The sequence below is a fragment of the Streptomyces sp. UNOC14_S4 genome, assembly GCF_020740835.1.
GTDB lineage: Bacteria > Actinomycetota > Actinomycetes > Streptomycetales > Streptomycetaceae > Streptomyces.
The window spans coordinates 31,898-55,654 of record NZ_JAINFC010000001.1 but is presented as its reverse complement, the minus strand read 5'-3'; the positions used below and the strand labels follow the sequence as shown (position 1 = coordinate 55,654).

Sequence of the window (23,757 nt, the reverse complement as noted above, 5' to 3'; positions counted from 1 at the left end):
AGGGATCTCTTTTGTCTACGTGAGGAGTGCCAGATGCCGCCCAGGAAGAAGATTTCACCTCGCGATCACACTGCGATGGTGCACGACGAGCTGGTGAAGAACCGCGAGCTGGCCGAGAAGGAGGCCGCGCAGCGCGAGTTGATGGAGGCGCAGGTTGCTGAAGAGGTTCGTAGTCAGGTCGTCGACCTGACACAGCCCGATGTCGTGGTGGAGACCCAGCAGGTCGAGGTCGGTGATCCGGTCCGGGAGATGCAGGTGGTGGAGGATCTCCGGGACGTCACCATCGGGTATCGCCAGACCTACGATTTTGAGGCTGGGCGGAAGTACCGGGTGCCGTCTCACGTCTATGCCCATCTCCATGAGAAGCGCCTCGTCTGGGGGGCGTAGTGTCCTCCATCGAGAACACTTCGCCCGTCGTGATCGGGCGTCACTACCGGCTGCGTGCACCAGAGGGCATGGGTATTGGGTTCGCCAAGCTCGAACCCGGGGATCAGGTCCAGGTCTACGGGATAACGCCGCCGGGTGAGCGCAGCAATCCCTTTCCGGACCAAGCGAATATTGCCTTCCTCTTCTATGACCCTCGGATACAGCCTGGAGAGCTGCTAGAGCGGCGCATCGCGTGCGCGGAACCCGTTTTTCTCCAGAACTTCGACCTCATCGACGACAGCACAGTCATGATCGGCCAGCCGACCCATGACCAGCACCAGGACGCCGTGACATGAGCGCACTCGTGCCCAAGCAGACCGCGGCCGAACTCACTCAGCTGCTGGCCGCGTCGCCCACTCCAGATAACGCCCTGGTCTGCGCCTACCTCCAAAGCTTGTGGAACGCGGCCAAGGGCGACCGCCAACTGCTCTACCGGCTCTTGCCAGCCGACTTCCTGGCGTCGATGGCATCCGTTATCAGTGCTGGGGGAGAGGCCGCGCTCCTCAAGGACATCGAGCAAGTGAAGGACCGCCCTGTGCGCCGCCGTCTCGCCCTGCTGTCCTCCGACCCCGGTCCGGATGCTTCCGCCGACGGCATCGCGTCACGGGAGATTGTCGCCGCCGGGTATCAGCGGCAGAACCTGACGTTCGTGGAATCCAGGGATGACCAGGGCCGTCTCTTCTATGCGACTACGGAGGTCATGTTCGGCCCGCTGCTCTTCACTGGTGGAGACGGCGCAGGGACGGTCACTCATGTGGCTGCCGTCATGGAGTCCGACACGACCACATTGCGCGTACTGGCCGTGTGGCAGCTGGCGACGCCCTTCCAGGTCCACAGCGGCGAGACCGTATCCCTGAAGGCGGGCACGGCGCAGCTCGGGGTGGGCTGATGGCGCAGATGATCACTCCGGGCATGCAGGACCTGTGGATGCAGGCCCTGCTTCACCCCCGAGCCGATGTGCAGAGCAGCCGCATCCGGCAGTGGTACGAGACGGCCACCGCGCGCTTGGCCAAGGCATCAGGCGGCGACGGCGGTGTGTGGCTGTCGAGCCTCAGTACGCCGACGCTGGCGCAGTTGCACGGCCGCTTCGCGCTCGCGCCCGAGGGGCTGGACGTTTTCCTGACCGGCTCGCGCAGCAGCGACTGTTGGGTCATGCTTTTGACTGGCCCTCCGCGTGACATGTGGGCGTCCGGCGCGGCACTGGCCCGCGATGTCGAGGTCATTGCTGAGGGCTGTACGCCCCAGCGGCTGGAGTTCGCTGACGGCATTCAAGTGGGCGCCGACGGCTCGGTCATGGTGAGCAGCTCCAACACGCTCATCTTCGGCCCCTTCACTGGCACTTCCGGCTCCGGCGGCGCTATCAGCCATCTCGCGGTACTTCCGGACCCGGTGCGTGGAGACACCGTGCCCATCGCGGTCGCCGAGCTCGACACCACCGTGGTAGCGACGCAGGGCAGTGCTTTAGTCATTCCCAAGGGCGGTCTCACGCTGCGGTTTGCCGGGGCCGGTCCGATCGTGCGCTCCGCCTACCAGGCTGTCCTCCACGCATCCCTCAGCGTCGCCGGAGGAGCTGACGCCCTCGTCCCGCTCATGCGGCACATGAGCGCGTACCTCGTATCCCAGTCCGGAGTCGACGCGCTGCTGTACGCCGTGCACGACGACGTTCTGCGCTGGCTGAGCGCCGCCCTCAGGGCTGACAGCCAGTACATCGCCGCGGTCCTGGCTGCTCGTGCCCAGCGCTCTGCGGGCTTCGACTACACCCCGGAGCTGTGGGTGCGCCTGCTGGCCGACAGCCCCGGACCCGATCCGACGATGGATGACGTCCTGGAGGCCGAGCTGCTCGCTCCCGGCTACATGCCGCAGACCGCGGCACTGGCCGGAATGTCCTCTGGCCACAGCCTCAGCAACCCCCAGCGCCGGGTCTTCGGCCCCTTTACCGACACCGACGGCTCCAGGTCCTCCGTCACGCACATCGCCATCACCTCAAACCCGGACACCGGCCACGTCATCGCCGTATGGCCGCTCGACACGCCCCTGCGGGCCCAGCAGCTCGAAGAACTCGTCATACCGGAATGGACGCTGCACCTGGAGGCCGCCTGATGGCAGACATCGCCAAAATCATCAGCCGCGTCCGCGCCATGATCGACGACTACGGCACCCCGTACCGCGATGTGCTCACCGGCACCGGTGACCTCGACGAATACGACCTGTCCGAGTCCAACGTCACCGTCGACCGCGTGTCCCAGATCTCCGGCGGCACCATCACCGACCTCCAGGCCGGGAGGAACTACACCGTCGACCAGCACCAAGGGCGCATCATCTTCCGCGGCGGCGTGGGCACCCTGCCGCTCGGCGCCACCGTCATCGTCGAGGGCACTGCCCGCGGCATGCTCACGGACGAGGACCTGGCCCAGCACGTCCGGGACGCCCAGCTCTGGCACTGCGGAAACCGCACGATCACTACGCGGTACCGCTCCAAGGAAGGCTTCATCCGCTACTCGGACGAGCCCCTGACACTGGACAACCTGCCGGAAATCGAGGAACTCCCCCTCGCCCTTCTCGCCGCGGTGAACGCCCTGTGGCAGGTCGCCACCTCCACCGCCACCGAGCCCGACATCCAAACGGCCGAAGGCACGCACATATCCCGCTCGCAGGTCTACGAGCAGACCATGGACCAGATCACCGCCCTGACCAACCGGTACAAGGAGCTGTGCGAGCAGCTCAATGTCGGCATGTACCGGATCGAGATCTCCACCCTGCGCAGGGTCTCGCAGACCACCGGCCGCTACATCCCCGGCTACTCGCCGCGCGAGTTCGACGATGCCTCCTATCCGGCGCGCCAGCTGCCGCCGATCGACCGGCACCACGAGGACCCGTCCGGTATCCCCTCACCCATCCTTCCGGGGCTGACCGGGTGACGCGCGCCGACCGCAAGAGGGGCCGGTGGTCGCGAGCACAGGCATCGGCCACCATCGACCGGGGACTGCGCGCCTGGGCCACGAAAACCGGTGACGCCCTGACCTGGTACCGCTACGCCCCCGAGACGTCACAGGCGGACGACGTGTACGACGAAGGCACAGGGCGCGGCCGGATCTTCTGGGGCCCCATAACCGTCCCCCTGCTCAGCGCCTACCGAGACCAGGGCCAGGCCGACCGCACCGAGCAGGGCCTCTATCAGGTTGCCCCGCTCCAGGTCACTGCGTCGCTGCGCCAGATGGAGCGTGTCGGCCTCACGGCGCCGGACCTGTACAACTATCGGTATCTCAGGGACTGGATCGGCTACGACGGGCGCCTTTTCCGTATTGAGGACATGCAGGTGCTCGGTCGGCTGAACCGGCGGGACACCGTGGTCGCCATGACCTTCTCTGAGATCAAGGCCGACGAGCTGACCTCCGATCCGTTGTTCAAGGCGTACCGAGACTTTCATGGGCGGTTGCTGAATAAGCGGCGCTAACTGTTCGCGGGTATCAGGTGTGACTCTGGATCTGTCAATGATCATTGAGCAGAGGTCGATTCATGCCGTGGCTGAGGAATGAGGATGCCGCCGTCAGGCGGAAGATCCATGGCCTGTCTGTCAAAGACGGGGACGTGGAGCTGCCTGTGGGTGTGCGTTTCTCGCTGCCTGAGAATGAGCTGGCTGATCAGGACTTCCCGCTGATCATCATTGAGCGCACACGTGTATCCCGAGACCCCAGCCGGGAGTGGCGCGGAAGTGTTCAGCTCAAGTACGCGCCGGAAGGCTACGAGCCTTGGGCTGATATGACTGACCCGTCGAAGTCCCCGTACTTCACGCGTGACCCAATCCCTTACCTGATTGATTATCAGGTCACGGCGCTGGCACGTAAGCAGAAGCACATCGCGGACCTTGCAGCCCTGCTGTCGGATCTCGCATACCTACCGGCCAGATTCGGCTTCCTGGAAGTCCCCGAGGACGGCACCGTCAGAAGCCTCGACCTCATCGGCGGCCCGGAGTTCCCCGTCGGGTGGGACGAATACCGAAAGCGCCTCTTCCAAGCCGTCTACCTCGTGCAGGTCACCAGTGAAGTGCTCGGCGAGGTCGAGAATCCGACCCGTGTCAAGGAAGTCATCCAGAAGATCAATGACACCCAGCACCCCTGGCCGACCTAAAGGAGACACACGTGGCCAACTACCGGCGCCCCGGAATCTTCGTCGACGAGACACTCACCCCCATCCTGGTCAACGATGCCCCAGCAGGCGACTTCGTGTCCTGTTTCGTCGGCGAGCACACCTACGGACCGAGCACACCCACCCTGGTCCGTAACTGGGCCGATTTCGTGACCATTTTCGGCGGATTCGGAAACAGCAACTACCTCCTGCCTTTTGCCGTGCACCAGTACTTCAGCAACGGAGGCCGTGCTGCCTACGTGGTGCGCGGCGTCGCCAAGGACGCCAAGACGTCCCAGCTCACACTCAAGGACCGGCAGACCCCCGCCACACCGGCGAACACTGATGGCGACAAGACGAAGGCGGCAGCCCTCCCGGCAGACACACTCCGGCTCACAGCCAAGGCCGCGGGCAGCTACGGCAACAGCATCTCGGTCAGCATCACCGACTCCAATACGGGCCTGGGCCGCTTCAACCTCTGGATCAAGGTCGGCGGAGACTCGGCAAGCAATGTCGTCGAACGCTTCAACGACATCACCACCGACCCCGCTGATTCACGCAACGTCGTCGCCGTCATCAACTCCCCGACCACCGGCTCGAAATTCCTCACAGCCGAATACCTCAACCAGCCGGTATGGAAGGCGGATTACACCCCCGTGCCCGTTCAGGGAGCTTCGCTGGCCGGTGGTGATGACGGCGCGGCCACGCCGGACCTCGTGGCCGCGGCCAAGCTCCTGGAGGAGACCGGACAGGCCCTGAACATCAACCTTCCCGGGGTCAGCGACGCAAGCGTCCTCAACCCCATCATCGACTGGATCGAATCCTACGGATACGGCTTCTTGGTCGTCGATGCCCCCAAGCTCGACGGCAACACCAACACCGAACAGGCCGTCGACAAGTACCTGGCACTGTCTCCGCTGAGCAACAAGGGGACCAGCCCGGCACCGCTGCGCTCGTCCTCCTACGTCGCTGTGTACGGCCCGTGGATCAGTACAGCCGACCCCGCAGTTGCCGCTGTGGGTGCGACGCGGCTTCTCCCGCCAGGTGGCGCGGTAATGGGCAAGTTCGCAGACTTCGACATCCAGTACGGCCCCCACCGGACCCCAGCCGGACCGGAAGCATCCCTGAAAGCTGTCTACGCTGCGCAGTACCGCTTCATCGATACGCAGCTCGACGCCCTCAACCAGGCCGGTATCAACATCATTCGTCAGGTGCCGAACACCGGCTTCTGCGTCATGGGCGGGCGCACTGTGCGAGCGGGCTACCCGGACCGGTACATCGCCGTGCGCCGATTCCTCATCCACGTGCGCAAGATCCTGGTGGAGTCGACACAGTTCGCCATTTTCCAGCCCAACACTCCCGACCTATGGGCATCCCTCTCCGCCATCGTTACGCAGCGGCTCACCGAGATGACGCAGACCCAGATGCTCAAGGGGGCGACGCCCGACCAGGCATTCCGTGTGGTCTGTGACTCCACCAACAACACCGCGGTCACGGTGGCCAACGGCGAGGTGCATATCGATATCGGCCTTGCCCTGGCGCGACCGGCTGAGTTCATCGGAGTCCATATCGGACAGTTCGAGGGCGGATCGACCTCAACGGATTCCCTCTAAGGGAAGGAGCGCGTCATGGCAGGCAAGACCAGGACCACCGTCGAGCAGAAGTCGTCACTGGCCTCCATTTCGACTGACCCTCTACGCTCGTTTAAGTTTCATGTACAGATCAGCGGGCCCCAGTCTCTTCAGAACGCCTACCCCAAGCTGGGGTTCATGGCGGTAAGCGGACTGAGTATGACCACCGACGTGATTGCCTACCGGACCGGTGGCAACAATGTGACTACTCAAAAGCTCCCGGGGCAGTCCGACTTCTCTCCGATCACCCTCTCCAAGGGCCTCTGCCCGGGTGATCAGCAGCTGCTCGACTGGATGTACCAGATGTTCAGCGTTATGCAGGGCGTGGGGCAGACCTATGACACCAAGACCGATTTCAGAGCGACGATCGACATCATGCTCATCGACCATCCGGTCACGACATCCACCGCAGCAGTGAAGGCAATCTGGCGCGTCTACAACGCGTGGCCCACGGCCATTTCGTTCGGCGACCTGGACGCAGGCCAGAACATGTACTCGGTCCACCAGATGACCTTTGCGCACGAGGGGTTCGACTTCAAGGTGGCTCCGAAGTCCGGGCCCACCGGAGTTTCCCTCTAAACCCCACTTGATGACCCCCACACAGGAGCTGTAGATGTCCGAGACCACCTACGACTGGCACTTTGACGACGGCAACACTCCGCAGGCCATCAACCCCGCCGAGAACGCGGCGCAGGCCAACGCCGCCATGCAGCAGGTGCTCGCCGAGTCCACCGGCCCGGCACCGGACGTCCCCGTGCCCAACGATTGTCTGGTCACCCTTCCCGTCGGCATCGAGATCGACGGAAAGACCGTGCGCGAGGCCGAGATCCGTGAGCTGACCGGAGAAGACGAGGAAGCCCTCGCCAAGGTCGCCACCAACTCCCTGCGGTTCTTCGACGTCGTTCTCCAGCGCGGCGTCGTCTGTATCGGTGACACCAAACCGACTCCGGACCTCCTCAAGAGCCTCTACGTCGGCGACCGAGACGCACTCCTCCTGGCGATCCGCATTGCGACCTTCGACAAGGCGCTGGAGATGACCGGCGTGGAGTGCCCCGGCTGCGGCCAGCGCATCGATGTCACCGTCGACCTCTCCACCGTCCCACAGCGAGGGCTCCCGGTGGAGCCGCACAGCGTGGCGCTGCGCAAGGGCACCGCCTTCCTGCGCTTTCCTACCGGAGCCGATCAGGCGTACATCCTCGCCGACCAGGACACCAGCGACGCCCGCAGGAACACGCTGCTGCTGGAGCGCTGCCTGGACCACATCGAAGCGCCGGACGGCACAGCCACTCCGGGCAGCTCCCAGGTTGCCCAGCAGATGGGTATCGCCGACCGCCGCAAGGCCCTGCTCTACCTCGCCGACCACGCGCCGGGCCCGGAGCTTGCACACGTCTCCGTCGAACACGACAGCTGCGGAAAAGAGGTTCCGCTGCCGCTCACGCTGACGGACACCTTTCTCAACCTCTGACGTCGAAGCCGCACTCATCGACTACTCCTCGCTGGTCCACGCCTACGGCTGGACTCCCTCGGAGGTCAAGCGGCTGACCGTGCGCGAGCGCCATTACTGGCGCGATTTGGCCCTGTGGCAGAAGGAACGGAAGGAGGTCGCCAGTAATGCCGTCCAATGACCAGCCAGCAACCGAACCGAATATCGCAGGCCGCCTCCTGGGTACCAGCGCCTTCGTCAAGGGAGTAGAGGACACAGAGAAGCAGATCAAGAAGCTGGGCCAGTCCCTGGATCGCATGAACAAGGCGATCGACAGCCTGACAGGAACGATCCAGGGCACCGGGCGCAGCGCCGGGAGATTTCCCCGGGCGAACACAGCGTCGCGGGCAGGACTGGCGCAGGCCCCCACGCAGGCTGGTGGCTCCGGCTTCATTCCGCCGGGATCGGCGGTGGCGGTGCAGCAGGCGGACGGCGACCGGCTCCCTGTGCTCCGGCCGCAGTACTTGCCCCGGCTCTACACCACGACGCGTCCGCAGGAGCCGCCCCGGGTCGACCTGACGCGGCTGGACCGCTTTCCCGTTCCATGGCGTCCACTGCCCCTGGCAGGAGGCGGAGCCGGTGGGGGAGACGATGGTGGCCCGAGGCGCGGTGACCCTGAACGGTTCAGCTTTGGGCTCGGGCAGGCCACGAATCGGGCGATGACGTGGGGCGCCGGAAAATTCCAGCGCCGGGTCGATCACATGACCTCGCAGGCGTACGAGATGGACCGGTACGCCACATACGCCTACACACAGTGGGGAGACCCGGACAAGGGACGCTGGAGCGAGAAGAACCGGCTGCGCAATGACGCCATGCACAGCAGTACCGCGACGAGCACCGAAGACCTGAATACCGGCCTCTTCGAGGTCGACCGCCGACTGGGAGCGGGCCGCTCGGATGCCGAGCGGCGCATCCTGCACAAGCAGGCGTCGGGCTATGCCGTCCTCGACCCGAGCATGGGTATGGCGGATTCCGCCCAGATGATGACGGCGATGTACACGCCGCAGGCCAGCATGATGTACCAGGTCCTGGGGATCGGGCCGACCATCGGCGAAGGCGGCGAGCGGATGTCGCAGTCCCAGCTGAACGAGAATCTCCTCAACCGTATCTACCGAGGCGGCGGTTACTCCCTCAAGAACGTCCAGGCCGACAGCGAGCAAGGCGGCGCACTGCGCACGACGCTGGAGGCCATGGCCCGCGCCCAGGGGCAGTCGCAGGACTGGGTGGAGAACCGGCTGACCCAGATCCAGTCGCAGGCCAAGTGGCAGGAGAAGACGGGTGGAAGCGCTGAGGAGTTCGACAAGCTCCTCCAGGATGCCGGTGGCACGGGGGACAAAGCGAAGAAGGCGCGCGACAAGCTCGACGAGGGCGGCCTTGACACCGACAACCTGATCAACCAGCGCAAGAGAAAAGAAGGCGAAGAGCGCCGTCACGACAGCCAGATGATGGATGCCTTCGCTCCCGCGCTGTCCGCCACAACAGACGTCGTCATCAAATTCAAAGAGGCACTCAACTCGGTCCTGGAGCTCCCCGGGCTCAAACAGCTCATCGGCGGATACCAGGGTGTCGACAGCGGCACCGGCGGACGGCTGAGCAGCACCCTGGGCGGAGCGGCCAAGGGCGCACTGGCCGGAGCGGGCATCGCCTCCTTCGTACCGGGCATCGGTACCGCTGTCGGCGCAGCTGCCGGTGGTCTGATCGGCGGTCTTGGCGGCCTCATCTTCGGCGGTGCCGACGGCGGAGGCGGCTCCGGTGGCAGCGAGCAGAAGTCCACTAACAGAACGCGGTCCAACCTCACCCAGGGCAGCGCGAACGCGGCTATACGCGCGGCGCTGACCCAGATCGGGGTGGACTACTCCTGGGGCGGCGGTGGGCCGGACGGCCCGAGCACAGGCATCGGACGAGGCTCAACCACCGTGGGCTTCGACTGCTCAAGCTTTATGCAATACGCCTACGCCAAGGCGGGAATCCGGCTCGGGCGCACCACCTATGAGCAGATGACCCAGGGCAAGGGAATCGACTACAAGGACCGGCGCCCCGGCGATCTGATGTTCCCGAACTCGGGGCACGTGGTCATGTACCTGGGCAATGGGAAGATCCTCCACGCGCCGCGCAGCGGGCAGAAGATCCGCATCGACCCGGAATCGCATTTCGGAAAGTACATAGCTGTCCGGCGGCTCGTTGCCGGTGGCGGGGATACGTACGACGGTGGTGACGGCAGCAAGTCCTCGGAAGCCGGAGCGGGTAACGACAACAGCGCGAAGACCGGAGCATCCTCCATCAGCGCTGTCGGAGACGTCTACGGCAGTGCCAACGAAGTCGACGTCCTCAAGGCAGCCCTCGCAACGTCCGCGGGTTCTCCGGCGGGAAGCGGAAGTTCGCCGAAGGAGAAGTCCCGTGATGAGAACGGCGAGTCAGGAGATACCTCAGCTGCCTCGATGGACGGCTCCGGCGGATCTGGAGTCCAGCGCTGGAAGGGTGTCGTCCAGGCTGTCCTGAAGCAGCTGGGTGAACCTATGAACAAGACCAGTCTTGTCCTGAAGGCTATGGACAAGGAGTCAGGCGGCAACCCGACCATCGTCAACAAGTGGGATTCGAACTGGGTCGACGGAACTCCCTCCGTCGGACTCATGCAGGTCATCGGACCTACATTCAAGGAGAACGCCGGTCCGTACCTGCACACAGGGCCCTTCTCCTATGGCGTCTCCACCAACGCGGCAGCCAACATCTATTCCGCTGTGCACTATGCCCGGGGAAGATACGGCAGCGGCTGGGCCGAGCGTATGGCAGAGCCGCGGGGATACGCCGTGGGTGCCTGGGAACTCCCTAATGACGAGATCGCTCAGGTACACAAGGGCGAGATGATCATCCCTGCCCAGCAGGCAAAAACAATTCGCCAGGCATTGCTCCAGGACTCGATCCCGATTAAATCTCCGGCTGCCGAAGCCGCTCGCGCCAGTGCTTCGGGGACGTCCACCCGCGGCGGAGGAGTCACGCTGCACTTCGCCGACGGGGCCATTCGCGTCACTGTCGCAGGCGGCTCTTCCGGACCGGCCGCTTACCAGATGGTGCAGCAGATCGTCGACCATATTGCCGCTGATGATCGCATCAAGAAGATCGGGGCGGGAATCTAGGAATGTTTGAGAATACGAAGGAACTGAGTGCCGATCAGAAGTCCAATGAGCCCTGGGACCGGCGTCAGACAGCGACAGCAGGCGTGTGGGCCGGAGGCGGCAGCATCGGAGAGGGGGCTGATGACTACCACAACGAGCTGTTCAGCCGCCGGGGATTCATTCAGACAGCCAAGTCGAGCGGTGTTCCTGTGGCGGATATGAAGACTCTCCGCTTCCTGTACAACCCGTCCACCGTCGCTATCACTCATGGGCTCGACGGGCAGAATATGCAGCTGGCCCAGTGGCAGAGGTCAGAGGACATGACTGGAACCGCGCTGCTGCCGGTCAACAACTCGTGCAGCTTTTCACTGCTCTTCGACCGGACCTTCGACGTCATCGGCCCCCGGGACAAGCCCCCCGCCAAGTTCGGCGTGATGTACGACGTCAACATGCTCTACAACCTGTGCGGTATCAACCAGAAAGTGAAGCCGAACATCGGCGGCGGTGGCGACGACGACTTCCCCGTAGGTCCCTGGATCGGCGGAAGCGACAAGGATGACAAGCCGTCATCTGATTCCGGGGAGATGCCCCAGACCATCACGGGCCCCATGCAGATGGTCCCCGTGGACGTATATTTCGGCGGCCACCAGAATTTGTACTTCTACGGCTTCATCAGCAATATCTCGATCAACTACTCCCACTGGGTCCAGGAGATGATACCCACACGCTGCGCGGTAAGCCTGACGGTCACCGGCTTGCCCAAGTAAAGGAGGGCACCCGTGATATCGAGCCGATCCCGGTATGCACACAACGGCACCGAGCTGGCTACCAGTCCCGACGGCACCGTTCGTAAGGTGATTTCACCCAGTAGTCAGAAGACAGTGCGCGCCCGCGCCCGGCGCTATCGGTGGAAAGAAGGTGACCGCGTCGACCTGCTGGCCGACCGCTGGTATGGCGATCCCACCCAGTGGTGGCGCATCGCCGACGTCAATCCGCACGTACTGGACTGGACCGAGCCCGACTCCGGAACAGTGATCAGGATTCCGAATGTCTCTTAACGTACACGCTCCGCATGCCGAGATCGTCTACCCCCAGGTCACCTCATTGCGGCAATTCGTCACGGAGGTGACCGTCCGCCTAGGCGAAACTGTCCATCCGGTCGCCGAGGTGACAGTAGCGTTCTCTGCACCCCTGCGCGCCAATATCCAGGGCTGGCTGCTGGAGACTGGGCGCCTGATACCGGAGGATGCCCCGGTACACCTGGTGTACGGCTCCGGCCCGCACCAGCGCAGCAACTTCTTCGGCTACGTGCAGTCCTACTCGATTGCCACCGCTAGCGATGACACGCGCTTCACCCAGAACACGGAAGTGTCCGTCACCTACACCTTGGTGGGGGCTACCAGTCCGCTCCAGACGCAGACCAACCGGACGTGGATTGCAGCATCGCCGTCCTACATTGCCCGCACCATCTGCCGTGACCACATGCTCGCGCCGATGGTCCAGCGAGACGTGGGGCGCCTGGGCGCACGGGCACAAAATGCCCAGAGCGACTGGGTGTTCCTCAGGAAACTTGCTGCGGAGTGCGGGCTGCGCCTGGTCGTGGACAACACGAACGTCTGCCTCACTGATCCCCTGGTGTCGCTGCGCGAGGGCCGGGAGGTCCCCGCGTTCTTCCTGACGAAACTCCCCGGTATCCGCGACACCGTGGACGAATTCCGTGTCACCACTGGCGAGCTGGACCCGGCCAGTGGTCGGCGTACCCGCTCGGAGAGCTTCAGCTACAACCCCGCGACCCGCCACCTGTCCCGGGTCGTCGACAAGGCCACCTCCAGAGCGCGCAGCACGACCTTCGCCACGCAGCTGCCCAGCGCCTCCCAGACGATGGCGACGCGGCGGGCTGTCAGCCAGCCTGCGAATGCGCAGCTGTGGGTGCAGGCCGTCGCACGTGTCCGGGGAGACGCCCGGGTACGCCCGGGTACGGAGGTCTGGATGCAGGGCGCAGGCATGGGGCCGCGCAACACCGGCCAGTGGATGGTGCTCTCCGCCCACCACCATCTCGAACTGCATCTGAACGACGCACGCAAGTCGGTCTACAGCCTGAGCATGATGGTGGGCCGCAACCGCCCGGACGGCCTGGACGCAGTACCCCGCTCGCGGGTCCTGCCCGCGCCGGTCCGCACGGTGCTGACGCAGGGGCGCTGGCGTGCCGAGCACACCGGAGCTGCCTGATGAGCCAGCTGGGCATCTTCCTCGGAGTGGTCTCGCACAGCAAGGACCCGGCACAGCGTCACCGAATCCGGGTGAAGATCCCGCAGCTCGCAGGAGACAGCCCCCAGCCGTGGGCTTCCCCGGCCTTCCCCGGGTCACGCCTCCCGGCGGTCGGTGAGGAAGTGTGGGTCTTCTTCGCCGGGGGCGATCCTCACTGCCCGGTCTACCTGTCCCGCCCATGAGCACGGAGGTCCACGTGTCCCAGCAGCTGTCAGTGCCTTTTGCACTGGACAAGACGGGGAAGGTCGCCGCGGTCGAGAGCCGTGACCAGCAGATGTCCCAACGGGTCCGTGCCGTGGTGGCCACGGGCCTGAGCGAGCGCGTGATGCGGCCGGACTTCGGGACCGACCTCGGGCCCTTTCTCTTCGAGATCAACGATTCGACGACCCGTCAGGCGATCCGTCACACCGTGCAGGACTCCCTCAGCCGCTGGGAGCCGAACGCCATCATCAAGGGCATCGAGCCGCTGGTGAAAGACGAAGCGCAAGGGGTGGCTGACGTCTATGTGGATATCGGCCGGTCCAATACCGACCCCGAGGCAACGGACGGCATGGAGGACAATATCGTGGTCAGGCCCGGCGGCCGGGTAGACATCTATTAATAATTTTTACGTCACCGGCTCCACGCTCTAAGGGAACTCATTTCCCGATCATGGAGGGTCCATGGCACAAGGCAAGCCGGTCAAGCCCGCCATCGACTACACGGCGAAGGACTTCGACGGCTTCCGGGACGCCATGCTCGCCCACGCTGCCCAGGTCTTTCCCGAGTGGACCGGCAGGAACACGGCGGATTTCGGCGTCGTCCTCGTCGAGCTCATGGCCTACATGGGCGACATCCTCAGCTACTACCAGGAAGCCGCCGCCCGCGAGGCATTCCTTTCCACCGCCACCCGCCGCGAGTCCATCATGGAACTCGCGCGCATGCTCGGCTACACGCCCGATGTCGCCGCCCCCGCCACCGGCACCGTCGTCCTGGCGACCGAGGAGACCCAGGCCACCGACGTCTTTGTGCCCGCAGGCACCAAGACCACCACCGCGTATCTGCCCGAGCTCGACGGCCCGCTGGTGTACGAGACCACCGAGGACGTCACCCTGACCGCCAAGGGAGGCAGCGCCACCGTCAGAGTCATCGAAGGTGCGACGGCAGGGACTACGCCGCTGCTCATCCAGCGGCGTACCGCACAGGAGCACGAGGTGCCGGTCGAGGCGCTGGGGACCTCCAGCGGACAGCGCGATCAGCGGATCACGCTGGCGCAGTCCCCCGCCATCCTCGACAGCATCCGGCTGTGGGCGGACGGGGGAGCGGACACCGTCGAATGGCGGCGCGTGGACTCCCTCATGGAGTACGGCCCCTCCGACACGGTCTTCGAGGTCGACACCTCCCTGGAAGGCGTGACCACGCTCGTCCTGGGCGACGGCATCACCGGGTCCATCCCGGCGATGGGTCAGCCGATGTACGCGGCCTACCGGACCGGAGGCGGCAGCCAGGGCAATGTCACCGCGGGATCACTCGTCGACCTCGCCGACGCCCTGACCGGCGTCTACATCATCTCCTCCTCCGCCATGACCGGCGGGCGGGACGCCGAGGGCCTGGAGTCGATCCGTGCCAGCGCTCCTCGCGCCCACCGCACGCAGGACCGCGCCGTCAGCCTGCGTGACTACGCAGACCTCGCGCTTGCGGTCCCTGGCATTGCCAAGGCCCGTGCGCTCGCCCGCCAGACGACCTCCGTCCAAGTACGGGTCGTCGGCGCGCACAACTCGATCCCGTCGGCGGAGCTGCTCGACAAGACCGAGCGGTACCTCCAGAAGAGGGCGGTGGCCGGGGTCAGCGTCACCGTCTCACCAGGCGTTCTGGTGCGCGTGCACCTGGGCACCAAGGATTCCCCGATTCTCCTGGGCCTGTACCCCAATCACCACCGTGAAGACGTCATGCTCGCCGCGACCCAGGCACTCCAGGGGCTGCTCTCCGACACCGGCACCGATTTCGGCATGACCATTCCCGTCTCCCGGGTCTACAGACTGCTCGACGGCATCCCGGGCGTGGAGTACGCCAAGATCCCTTTCCTCACCCGCGACGGGGCCGTCCAGAACGGAGCACAGGACATCGTCTGCCGAGACTGGGAGATACCCGTCCCCGGAAATCTCTACATCGCAACCGACGGAGGTCTGTGATGCCCTCTCACTACCCCAAGGCCATCCGGCGCTGGCCCCAGCACGCCAATCAGCGCGATTACGTCATGGCGGAGGACGTCAACGAAATCCAGGACGAAGTCCAGGGCATCAGTGCCACTCTCGGTGTCATGCCCAACGAATACCTGGACTCCACGGGCAAAACCACCCGCTACACCAGCGTCGACTCCCGTCTGGACAATATCCAGCGTGACATCGAGAGGCTGAAGTATTACCAGGACGGGCTACTGGATGCTGCGAAGACCGGATGGAATCTGCCCGTCGCCTCCATCCGCTCCTCCGGCACGAACATTCCCCAGACCGTCAACCAGACCAGCCCGAACTCACCGGTGGAGGACTGGTGGCCGCTGCTCTACGACTCGCCGGTCATCGACCCCCTCGGTATCGCCAAAAAGCCCACCTACTACCTCACCTGCCCGCAGACAGGCTGGTGGACCATCTCCGTGCGCACCATGATGTGGGTGCCCCGGCGCCAGCCGAGAACCCAGTCCACTGACCACGCCATGTTCACGCGCATCCACATCGACCCCGTTTCCAAGGACGTGGCCACCGACGGTGACTCGGCCCCGCTGGGCACCAACGGCTACCACCGCAACAACCCGACCTATAACGGCCCCTGGTACCAGGGAGAAAAACTCTCCGTCGAGATCCGGCATATGGGAAACAAATCCATCGCCAATGCGCCCGTGAATGATCCGATTGGCGCGCAGACGGTCTACACCTGGATCGGTCTTTCCTACCTCCGTGCGCTCCCCGAGCAGATGCACACCCGCCCGCCGTGGGACGTTGACCCACTCGGCATCTGACCACATCTAGAGGGGAGGGCTGCAATGGCGGTCTACGGACTCGACTTCTACTCGATGTCGAAATACGGCATCGATATCCGCATCGACTACAGCGTTGAGCCCGTCACCGCTGTCCCCACCGGGCCCGGCATGGTGCACCTTCAGTGGTCCCCCTCGAAGGAGGACGCCTGGACGATGCTGCGCCTGGTGCGCAACCCCTTGGGACTGCCCGGCGATGTGAGCGACGGCGAGCTGCTCCTGGAGACCGGGCACGAGGGCCTCGTCGCGAGCTACCTCGACACCAACCTGACCCAGGGGCGCCCCTACTACTACTCGATCTTCGTCGCCGCGCCCTACCCGGACTGGACCCCGAGTACCGCCTACCAGCCCGGCGACGGCGTCACCTACCAGGGGCAGAATTATGTCTGCCAGACGAACACCACGGCCACTCCCGGCCAGAGCACCGCCTGGTCCGCGACGACCGGTACCGGAACGTGGGTACGGGCAGGCAACACCGCCGCCATCGCCGTAGGTAACCACCGCTACGCCGAGCGTTTGTACCGGCTGACGCCACGCTCCTATCGCACGGCCCTGGAGGAGATCACCGGCTACGAAGACGGCATCACCAACCGCCAGCTGTACGCCTTCTTCCAGATCCTCGGGCTCCAACTCGACGTCATCAAAACAGAGTTGGACAATCGCATCCGCATCCACGACCAACGCCATACCGATCTCACCCAAACCGAACGCGCCGCTGCGACCCTGGGCGTTGAGCCCGCCCTCTCCGAGCGCCCGGCCCTGCGGCGCAACCGGGTGCGCAACTCCACCAAGGCAAATCGCGCCAAGGGCTCCATGCCCGGACTGCGCCAGGTGATCCGGGACATGACCGGATGGAACTGCCGGATCGAGGCCACCCTCAACCTCATGGTCGACCAGGACCAGTCCGGGATCTGGCACCCCACTCACCAGGAGTGGAAGCCGGGTATCCGCTATGCCGAAGGCGAGTACGTCCGGTACGGCAACAATATCTACAAGGCCAAGGGCTCCAGCAAGACCTATCAGGCAGCCCAGCTCTTGCCCCCCGCCGCCTCCTCCTCGCAAGGAACGGTCCGCAGGCAGGTCTACCAGGGTGAGCGCGCCTTCGCCGAGAACTTCAAGCTCGGCGACTCCTTCACCCTCGCATTCGAGGTCACCACCGCGGGCGAATACGACCTTTCCGCCGTCTACACCACTGCCAGCGACTACTCCATCTGGGACACCGAGCTCGACGGCACTAAAATCCACACCGGCTTCGCCGGATACAGCGCCTACGTCATGCCCGCCGGAGTCAGCCTCGGACGCGCGACCCTTACCGCCGGGACACATCATCTGCGCTTCGTCTCCACTGGGAAGAACGACGCCTCCGGCGGATACCAGATGGGCGTGAACAGCTGGACCATCGTCCCCACGGGAACCCTGCGCGCCGCCGACGTACCGCCCCAGGGACACGTCGACTCCGGCCTCTTCTGGAGCCAGGAGGACCCACCCCGGGACTGGGCGCTGGAACGCAACCCTGTCACCCTGGACCCGTCCACATGGTGGGGTTTCCGGGACGACACCATGGCGCGGCTGCCGGTCGGCGGGCTGGGCACTCAGACCGGCATGACGCCCGTGCCCGGTGCCAGCTACGCAGGCACGAGCCTGACGTTCACCGCGCCCGATGACCAGCAGTCCTACACCCTCTCCTCCGTCGCCAGCGCCCAGATCCGGCCCTGGGATCCCCGGACCGACTACGTGATCGGCAACTTGGTCGCCTGGCAGGGCACGACGTGGGAAGCCATCGCCACCGTCGGCGAGGGGCAGGAGCCGGGGCGCAGCCAGGCCCACTGGCGGCCCTCGCTGATGACCGCGGACCGCAGCAACCCGGACTCCTCCCTCGTGGCCAGCTACGGCGTCCCGCTGCCGCGCCTGTACGACTGGAGTCCCAGTACCCACTACATGCCCGGCGACCTGGTCATCTATGGCCGCTACCACTACGAAGCCGTCCTGCCGAGCACAGGGGAGCGCCCCAGCGGAGGCCCCCGCGACAGCCGGTCGTGGTCCTACGCTGGAGCCAACATTGAGACGGTCACTGCCAGCGCGTGGACACGCTACGCTGACGGCAAGGCGCTGGCCGACATTGCCGTGGACCTGTGGTGGTACGACCAGGACGCCGCGTACATGACCTGGAGCAGCCGCACTACCAGCAGCGCGGTGATGGACCGTTTCGACGCCGACCGCGACACGCTCCAGGGTGCGGCCACCGGGTCCGCCCCCACGACGTGGATCACCGGCGGGGGAACGTGGTCCGTCACCGACGGCATCACGCATGCCGCTCCGGTGAAGGCTGCGGACGGCACCTACCTGACCTACGCGATCTTCGAGCCGCAGGCCCTGGCCGGAGCCGCGCCAGGCACACTGCCTCTCAACGTCAGCGGCACTTTCATGAGCCGTCCCTCCGACCCCCTGGCTCGGCACGGTGTCGTGTTGTCCGCTAAGGCGGACATGGCCGTGTTCACCCTGGCAGCCCGGGACGGTCTCTACCGGTACACGCTCACCGCAGGAAAATACGCCGCTGTCAAACTCGGCGGCTACCCGGAATTCAAAGACGGCGAACGCATCACCGTATGCTACGAAAAAGATCAAATGGTGATCAAAAAGTCCAGCGGTGACGGCTACCAGATGGCCGACCTGCTCACCGTAAAGAACCCCGAAATGACAGGCCACCACGTGGGATTCGCGGAAATCAAGGGGCAGACGCAGTGACCGATCTTGGCATCACCGACGCAGCCAGCGCGACCGCGTTCGGCTCCAGCCCCACACTCGGCGTCAAAATACCGGCCATGTCCGCCGAGGTCACCGCAGGATTCAAGGGCAGCGCACAGCTCTTCGGAGCATCCGCATTCGGCGGGTTTACTGATTTCGGGTTCGCTGCGTTCGGAAACACCAGGGCAGGCCGTCGCATCCCCTGGGTGGACCCTGTCTCCGCCATGACCCTGGGCCACGGAATCGTCGATGCCACCGATGGCTGGCGCCGGACCTTCCTGACCGCGACCGTCCCCCAGGGCCGCAACACCGGCGTCACCAACAGCTCCTACCGGGGGGCTGCTTACGCTGCACTGGCCGTACGCCTGCCCAACCTGCCCAAGGGGGCAACCCCTCAGCTGAGCGCCGTCATGGTCGAGCGGCACACAGGCAGCAACCTGCTGCATGCCGATGCGGCCTACCACCTGCGAGCCGTCTGCTACACCGGCACCTGCTGCGACGTCACCCTCTCCGCCGACCTCGTCCTGGTCGGCAACCGGTCACTGCGCTGTACCGTCACCAACCCCGCCGGACCCGCCATCGGCCCCACACCTACCTTCGCCGCCCTGGCCAAACTGCCGGACAACGCGCCCCCGCTGACCCTGTCCGCCTCCGTCGCCACGAGCTTCGCCGAGACATTCACCCTTGTGGGCACCTTCTACGACGCCCTGGGCAACGCACTCTCCAGCACCGACGGCAGTAAAAAATTCACGACACCGGGCGGCTACGGGTGGGCCAATGCCACCCTCGACGTCACCCCGCCGCCCGCGGCTGTCTACGCGAGCGTCGTCCCGTCCGTACGCCCCTCTGCGACCTTGCAGGTCGGAGAGAACATCTACACAGCCGCCTTCGGCGTGCGGTACCAGTCGCTCACCGCCCCGCGTCCCGGTAAGAACGGCTACCGGCCCGCCCGCCACATGTACATCAACCTGCTCGCCAACCGCATCAACCTCGCCCGCAATCCCTCATTGACCAGCAACACTCCCGCGACCTGGCGCACCTACACCCCGGAGGGCGACGGCCCAACCGTCATCACCCAGGCCGTAGGACGCACCCGACCCGGCGCAGGCGACTTCCGCGCCACCCCATCCAGCCCCGAGGCCGTCCACCCTGACGGAACCCGCATCGGCATCGGCAGCAGCGTCAGCCCGCAGCCCAGCAGCACCGCCCTGGAGCTCATCCACGTCGGCCGCCAGCACACCCTCTCTGCCTACATCCGCGAGACCCCCGGCAACACCCTTCCCGTCCACGCCTTCGTGCGCGTCACCCAGGAGATCCCCGGCAAGGGCACCGTCGCCACCGTCCACCGGGGCATCTCCACCACCGATGTCCGCGCGCAGCACCCCGAGCACACCGACGGCGAATGGGTACGCGTATGGATCACCTTCACCCCGCCTCCCGGCAGCTCCCGCTGGGTGACCGCCTGGTTCGGACCACCGGTCGAAGACTTCACCGGCAGTACTGTCAGCAGCTTCCAGCTCGACGACGTCCTGCTCGAAGAAGCCGGAATCCTCCAGCCCTACTTCGACGGCGCAGCCCACCACCCCGACTACCTCTGGGAAGACACCGGCCCCGCCGCAGGTGACTCCGGCGAGCACACCCGCAGCCACCTCTACCGCGAACGCCGCTCCTTGCAGCGCCGCCTCGCCGAGAACCTCGACGCCCACATCCAGCACGGCACCCCCTACGACCTCCGCTACGCCACCGCACCCACAGCTGACCAGAGCGAGGCGCTGCCCCCGCTGCCCGGAAAGCCCGGCGCCTCCACCCCCGCCGTCCCCGGCGTGCGCGCCACACAGGTCGCGTCCCGGTCGGCCGTCGTGGCCTGGACGTCCCACACCGACACCGGCCGCAGCATCGTCGTGCGCGTCCCCGGACGCGCTGACACCGTGCGCCCACCTGCCCTGGGCGGCGTCTACCTGTCAGGACTGGAACCCGAAAACCTGCACCACATCACCGTGCTGCGCCGCGACGATGCCACCGGAGCGGAGTCCGCCCCAGCCACGGTGACTGTGCACACCAGGCGCACCGCCTGGCCGGAGGGGCTCCTCAACCTGGCGGCGGATCCGTCATTCGAAGCATCGGGGCAGCCCAGCAGCGGCCAGGTCGGCAGGTGGACCGTGAACCGCGAGACCAGCCCAACCGGCCTCTTCCTGGACACCCAGACCGCGCTCCTGGGATCGGCCAGCCTCCGGCTCGACTCCCGCGGTGACGGCCAGAGCTACGGCATCACCATGTGGCCCCACCGCCGCCCCGTCGTCCCCGGCCAGCAGTGGACTTTCAGTGCATGGGTACGTACCTCCACCGCGCGCCCGGCGGGGATCTGGATTCGCTGGTGGGCTGAGGGCGGCACTACAGATGTCTCCATCACGGACGCCGCCGCCAGCCTGCCCGCCAATACCTGGACCTACCTGACCGTCAGCGGCACCGTACCCGACGGGGCAGACAGCGCTTTCGGGCACGTGCACTTCCCCAAGCATGCACCGGGGGAGGCGTACTGGGTCGACGGCGCCTCCTTCACCTCCACCCCTTCCGCTGTCGAATACGCGGACGGCGGCACCGCGGGCTGGGAATGGATCGGCACTGATGCCGACCGTACGGCCCGGTACATCGGCCTGCCCGGAGAGCGCGTCACGCCGAGCAGACTTCAGATCACCGATATCGGCGCCTATTCCGCGACCATCAAGTGGGATCCTGCCAATCCGAGCAATGCCAAGCGCGACATCATCATCCGTCAAGGCACGCAGGTCATCGCCGAAGTGCCCAAGACCGTCGGATTCAAGCGGCTCACCGGTCTGCGACCGCGCACTGGCTACACCTACACCGTCACCCAGCGATACGACGACGGGCAGGAATCAGGCCCGCTGACCCTCACCCTCACCACCCAGCCGGACACCTGGACCAAGGGCCTGACCAACTACGCGCCCAACCCGGGCTTCGAGTACGGCACCCTCACCGGCAACAGCCTCGGACCGTGGTCCACCGACACCCCAGGCAGCACAATCGAGCTGAGCACCACCGCCCCCATCGGCACCAGGAGCCTGGCACTGCACGGCAGGACAGGCGCGACCGTCGCCCTCCATCACAGTGCCGCACCCGCGGCCACCGCCGAGGGCGAGAGCTGGACCGCCTCCGGATGGGTGCGCAGCACCGCCTCCTCCACGGCGCGCATCACCCTGCGCTGGCAGAACGCCACGGGTGCAGACGTCCTCCTTCAGCAGGGGCAGAGCCTTCCGCTGGCCCCGGGGGAGTGGCAGCGACTCACGGTCTCCGGCAAGACTCCGGTGACGGCCACCCGAGTGTCCATGATGGCCGTCTTCGAAAACCAGGTCGACGGCGAGAGCTGCCACGTGGACGCGGTCATGCTCACCAAGACCCCATCGACCGTGGAGTACGCCGACGGCGACACCCCCGGCTGGCGCTGGAACTCCGACCCCGGGGCCACCAGCACAAGCACCTACGCCGACGACGGGGCACCGCCCGCACCCTTCGGTCTCACCGCGCTGCGCACCAGCGAGAAGGACGTCTCGATCACGTGGGGCCAGCCGCCCGCCGACCGGGCTCTGACCGCCCGGGTCTGGCTGTCCGGCCAGAAGCAGTGGGAAGGGGATGCTGCCACCCGCAGCCTCCGCCTTGCCGGACTCCAACCAAGCACCACGTACACCATCGAAGTCGCCTACTACGATCCGGCCCGCGACAAGGAGTCGCCCAGGAGCGCTCTGACAGTCACCACCAGCCCGGCGAAGTGGCCGCTCGGCCTGGTGAACTGGGCACCCGATCCCGGATTCGAGTACCTCAAGCGCGACAGCAACGGACTGATCGGCGGCGTGTGGACGCTCAACAGGGACTCACGCATCACCGAGCTGGACATCAACACCACCAGCGGCGAGCACTACCTTCAGTACACGGCCCGGGACAACGCCGCCGTCGCCGTCACCCACAATCCCAAGCGCATCCCGGTCCAGCCTGGCCAGCCGTGGACGGCGAGCGCCTTCGTGCTGCCCTACACCGCCGACCGCAAGTGCTCCATCGTCATGATCTGGTGGGACAAGGACGGCAAGGAACTGCCCCACACCGATATGACTCCACAACTCCTCCCGAAGCTCAAGTGGAGCCGGATCTCCTACACGGACACGGCGCCTGCCGGGGCAACAGAGATGTACGTGATGTACCGCATCGGCGACTTCGCAGAGCCGACGAAGAAGGGGGAGCTGTACTACCTCGACAACCTCATGATCACCCCAGGCTCGACCGTGCACCCGTGGGCGTCCGGTGACACCGAGGACTGGGAGTGGATCGGCGGACCCGGCGGGACCAGCCGCTACAAGGGATGGCCCGGCGCCGAGCAGCCCGCCAAGGGCGCATAGCAAGACCCCCAGGGCGGGGGAGAGGGGCACGCCCTGGGGGTCTGACCTCAGAGGCAGGGGGGACCTCTGAGAAGAGGGTAACGAGAGCAACGCTGAATATGTGAGCGGGCCTCTCGCGTAGAGTGCGTATCAACTGCCAATCCATTGTTGGTGTGGGCCAGTTCATAAAGAGCCAGGGAATGACGCGCCGAACTCCGGTTGTTTCTCTAACCGTTCCCGCCGCCTCAGCCACCGCTCAACCTGTCGGCGGCAACGCTGACAGGTCATGCTTCCCTTCCAGCACTCACAGCACCGTCCACCCGCAGGCTGGTGGAATCGTGCGCAGGGAATTCGCCCCCCTCTGCCGCTTCAGCCATGAGACCTGCACAATTTGGTACCACATGACGTGTCACCCACCTGCCTTGCCGGAGGGCGAGCTCTCACCCGCGCTGGAGAGAGAAGTCGCAGCGCATACCAACTCGCAGGAATGAGTTGATCCCCAGTTGAGCCACGGCCTACCAGCTGCCTAATCTCCGATGCCAGGCAGCAGCTTCTCTGCACCAGATGA

General features: G+C 65.5%; 20 protein-coding genes. All 20 read left to right on the top strand.

The features are described 5' to 3' along the window. Window positions 1-33: 33 nt before the first annotated feature. Window positions 34-387 (top strand): hypothetical protein, encoded by a 354-nt coding sequence (locus K6I34_RS00330; protein WP_229321933.1) that lies wholly within the window; start codon window positions 34-36, stop codon window positions 385-387. Further along, a complete protein-coding gene (locus K6I34_RS00325; protein ID WP_229321932.1) occupies window positions 387-722 on the top strand; it encodes a hypothetical protein in 336 nt (111 codons plus the stop codon). The genes K6I34_RS00330 and K6I34_RS00325 overlap by 1 nt, the downstream gene beginning before the upstream one ends. Then, window positions 719-1,315 (top strand): hypothetical protein, encoded by a 597-nt coding sequence (locus K6I34_RS00320; protein ID WP_229321931.1) that lies wholly within the window; start codon window positions 719-721, stop codon window positions 1,313-1,315. The genes K6I34_RS00325 and K6I34_RS00320 overlap by 4 nt, the downstream gene beginning before the upstream one ends. After that, window positions 1,315-2,526, top strand: a complete 1,212-nt coding sequence (locus tag K6I34_RS00315; protein WP_229321930.1) for a hypothetical protein — start codon at window positions 1,315-1,317, stop codon at window positions 2,524-2,526. Before K6I34_RS00320 ends, K6I34_RS00315 begins: the two co-directional genes overlap by 1 nt. After that, window positions 2,526-3,344: a hypothetical protein gene (locus K6I34_RS00310; protein ID WP_229321929.1), complete on the top strand. Its 819-nt coding sequence runs from the start codon at window positions 2,526-2,528 to the stop codon at window positions 3,342-3,344. The genes K6I34_RS00315 and K6I34_RS00310 overlap by 1 nt, the downstream gene beginning before the upstream one ends. Then, entirely contained in the window at window positions 3,341-3,880 is a 540-nt protein-coding gene (locus K6I34_RS00305; RefSeq protein WP_229321928.1) for a hypothetical protein, read from the top strand. The genes K6I34_RS00310 and K6I34_RS00305 overlap by 4 nt, the downstream gene beginning before the upstream one ends. 62 nt (window positions 3,881-3,942) lie before the next feature. Then, on the top strand, window positions 3,943-4,554 hold the full coding sequence (locus K6I34_RS00300; RefSeq protein ID WP_229321927.1) for a hypothetical protein: 612 nt from the start codon (window positions 3,943-3,945) through the stop codon (window positions 4,552-4,554). A gap of 11 nt (window positions 4,555-4,565) precedes the next feature. Then, window positions 4,566-6,164: a phage tail sheath subtilisin-like domain-containing protein gene (locus K6I34_RS38525; RefSeq protein ID WP_229321926.1), complete on the top strand. Its 1,599-nt coding sequence runs from the start codon at window positions 4,566-4,568 to the stop codon at window positions 6,162-6,164. Window positions 6,165-6,179: 15 nt separating this feature from the next. Next, window positions 6,180-6,761, top strand: coding sequence for a phage tail protein (locus K6I34_RS00290; protein WP_229321925.1), 582 nt, complete (start codon window positions 6,180-6,182; stop codon window positions 6,759-6,761). 34 nt (window positions 6,762-6,795) lie between these two features. Beyond that, window positions 6,796-7,647, top strand: coding sequence for a hypothetical protein (locus tag K6I34_RS00285; protein WP_229321924.1), 852 nt, complete (start codon window positions 6,796-6,798; stop codon window positions 7,645-7,647). 146 nt (window positions 7,648-7,793) lie between these two features. Further along, window positions 7,794-10,799 carry an NlpC/P60 family protein gene (locus K6I34_RS38145; RefSeq protein ID WP_275126936.1) on the top strand — a complete coding sequence of 1,002 codons (3,006 nt, stop codon included), beginning with the start codon at window positions 7,794-7,796 and terminating at the stop codon, window positions 10,797-10,799. 2 nt (window positions 10,800-10,801) lie between these two features. After that, window positions 10,802-11,545 carry a hypothetical protein gene (locus tag K6I34_RS00270; protein WP_229321923.1) on the top strand — a complete coding sequence of 248 codons (744 nt, stop codon included), beginning with the start codon at window positions 10,802-10,804 and terminating at the stop codon, window positions 11,543-11,545. A gap of 12 nt (window positions 11,546-11,557) precedes the next feature. After that, entirely contained in the window at window positions 11,558-11,836 is a 279-nt protein-coding gene (locus K6I34_RS00265; RefSeq protein ID WP_229321922.1) for a tail protein X, read from the top strand. After that, the gene (locus K6I34_RS00260) at window positions 11,826-13,007 is read left to right on the top strand and encodes a hypothetical protein (protein WP_229321921.1); all 1,182 of its coding nucleotides are present in this window, start codon (window positions 11,826-11,828) and stop codon (window positions 13,005-13,007) included. The genes K6I34_RS00265 and K6I34_RS00260 overlap by 11 nt, the downstream gene beginning before the upstream one ends. Beyond that, on the top strand, window positions 13,007-13,228 hold the full coding sequence (locus K6I34_RS00255; protein ID WP_229321920.1) for a phage baseplate assembly protein V: 222 nt from the start codon (window positions 13,007-13,009) through the stop codon (window positions 13,226-13,228). The genes K6I34_RS00260 and K6I34_RS00255 overlap by 1 nt, the downstream gene beginning before the upstream one ends. Before the next feature lie 14 nt (window positions 13,229-13,242). Beyond that, complete coding sequence (locus K6I34_RS00250; protein ID WP_229321919.1) at window positions 13,243-13,647, top strand: GPW/gp25 family protein; 405 nt, start codon at window positions 13,243-13,245, stop codon at window positions 13,645-13,647. A gap of 61 nt (window positions 13,648-13,708) precedes the next feature. Further along, the gene (locus tag K6I34_RS00245) at window positions 13,709-15,217 is read left to right on the top strand and encodes a baseplate J/gp47 family protein (protein WP_229321918.1); all 1,509 of its coding nucleotides are present in this window, start codon (window positions 13,709-13,711) and stop codon (window positions 15,215-15,217) included. Continuing rightward, window positions 15,217-16,041, top strand: a complete 825-nt coding sequence (locus tag K6I34_RS00240) for a hypothetical protein (protein WP_229321917.1) — start codon at window positions 15,217-15,219, stop codon at window positions 16,039-16,041. The genes K6I34_RS00245 and K6I34_RS00240 overlap by 1 nt, the downstream gene beginning before the upstream one ends. A 24-nt stretch (window positions 16,042-16,065) precedes the next feature. Beyond that, window positions 16,066-18,804 carry a hypothetical protein gene (locus tag K6I34_RS00235; RefSeq protein ID WP_229321916.1) on the top strand — a complete coding sequence of 913 codons (2,739 nt, stop codon included), beginning with the start codon at window positions 16,066-16,068 and terminating at the stop codon, window positions 18,802-18,804. Beyond that, a complete protein-coding gene (locus K6I34_RS00230; protein WP_229321915.1) occupies window positions 18,801-23,210 on the top strand; it encodes a hypothetical protein in 4,410 nt (1,469 codons plus the stop codon). Before K6I34_RS00235 ends, K6I34_RS00230 begins: the two co-directional genes overlap by 4 nt. Window positions 23,211-23,757 lie beyond the last annotated feature (547 nt).

Coding starts and splice junctions, on each gene's coding strand:
- K6I34_RS00255 (WP_229321920.1), top strand. CDS start 13,007: ATGAGCCAGCTGGGCATCTTCCTCGGAGTGGTCTCGCACAGCAAGGAC.
- K6I34_RS00330 (WP_229321933.1), top strand. CDS start 34: ATGCCGCCCAGGAAGAAGATTTCACCTCGCGATCACACTGCGATGGTG.
- K6I34_RS00315 (WP_229321930.1), top strand. CDS start 1,315: ATGGCGCAGATGATCACTCCGGGCATGCAGGACCTGTGGATGCAGGCC.
- K6I34_RS00245 (WP_229321918.1), top strand. CDS start 13,709: ATGGCACAAGGCAAGCCGGTCAAGCCCGCCATCGACTACACGGCGAAG.
- K6I34_RS00240 (WP_229321917.1), top strand. CDS start 15,217: ATGCCCTCTCACTACCCCAAGGCCATCCGGCGCTGGCCCCAGCACGCC.
- K6I34_RS38145 (WP_275126936.1), top strand. CDS start 7,794: ATGCCGTCCAATGACCAGCCAGCAACCGAACCGAATATCGCAGGCCGC.
- K6I34_RS00300 (WP_229321927.1), top strand. CDS start 3,943: ATGCCGTGGCTGAGGAATGAGGATGCCGCCGTCAGGCGGAAGATCCAT.
- K6I34_RS00260 (WP_229321921.1), top strand. CDS start 11,826: ATGTCTCTTAACGTACACGCTCCGCATGCCGAGATCGTCTACCCCCAG.
- K6I34_RS00285 (WP_229321924.1), top strand. CDS start 6,796: ATGTCCGAGACCACCTACGACTGGCACTTTGACGACGGCAACACTCCG.
- K6I34_RS00270 (WP_229321923.1), top strand. CDS start 10,802: ATGTTTGAGAATACGAAGGAACTGAGTGCCGATCAGAAGTCCAATGAG.
- K6I34_RS00235 (WP_229321916.1), top strand. CDS start 16,066: ATGGCGGTCTACGGACTCGACTTCTACTCGATGTCGAAATACGGCATC.
- K6I34_RS00290 (WP_229321925.1), top strand. CDS start 6,180: ATGGCAGGCAAGACCAGGACCACCGTCGAGCAGAAGTCGTCACTGGCC.
- K6I34_RS00310 (WP_229321929.1), top strand. CDS start 2,526: ATGGCAGACATCGCCAAAATCATCAGCCGCGTCCGCGCCATGATCGAC.
- K6I34_RS00320 (WP_229321931.1), top strand. CDS start 719: ATGAGCGCACTCGTGCCCAAGCAGACCGCGGCCGAACTCACTCAGCTG.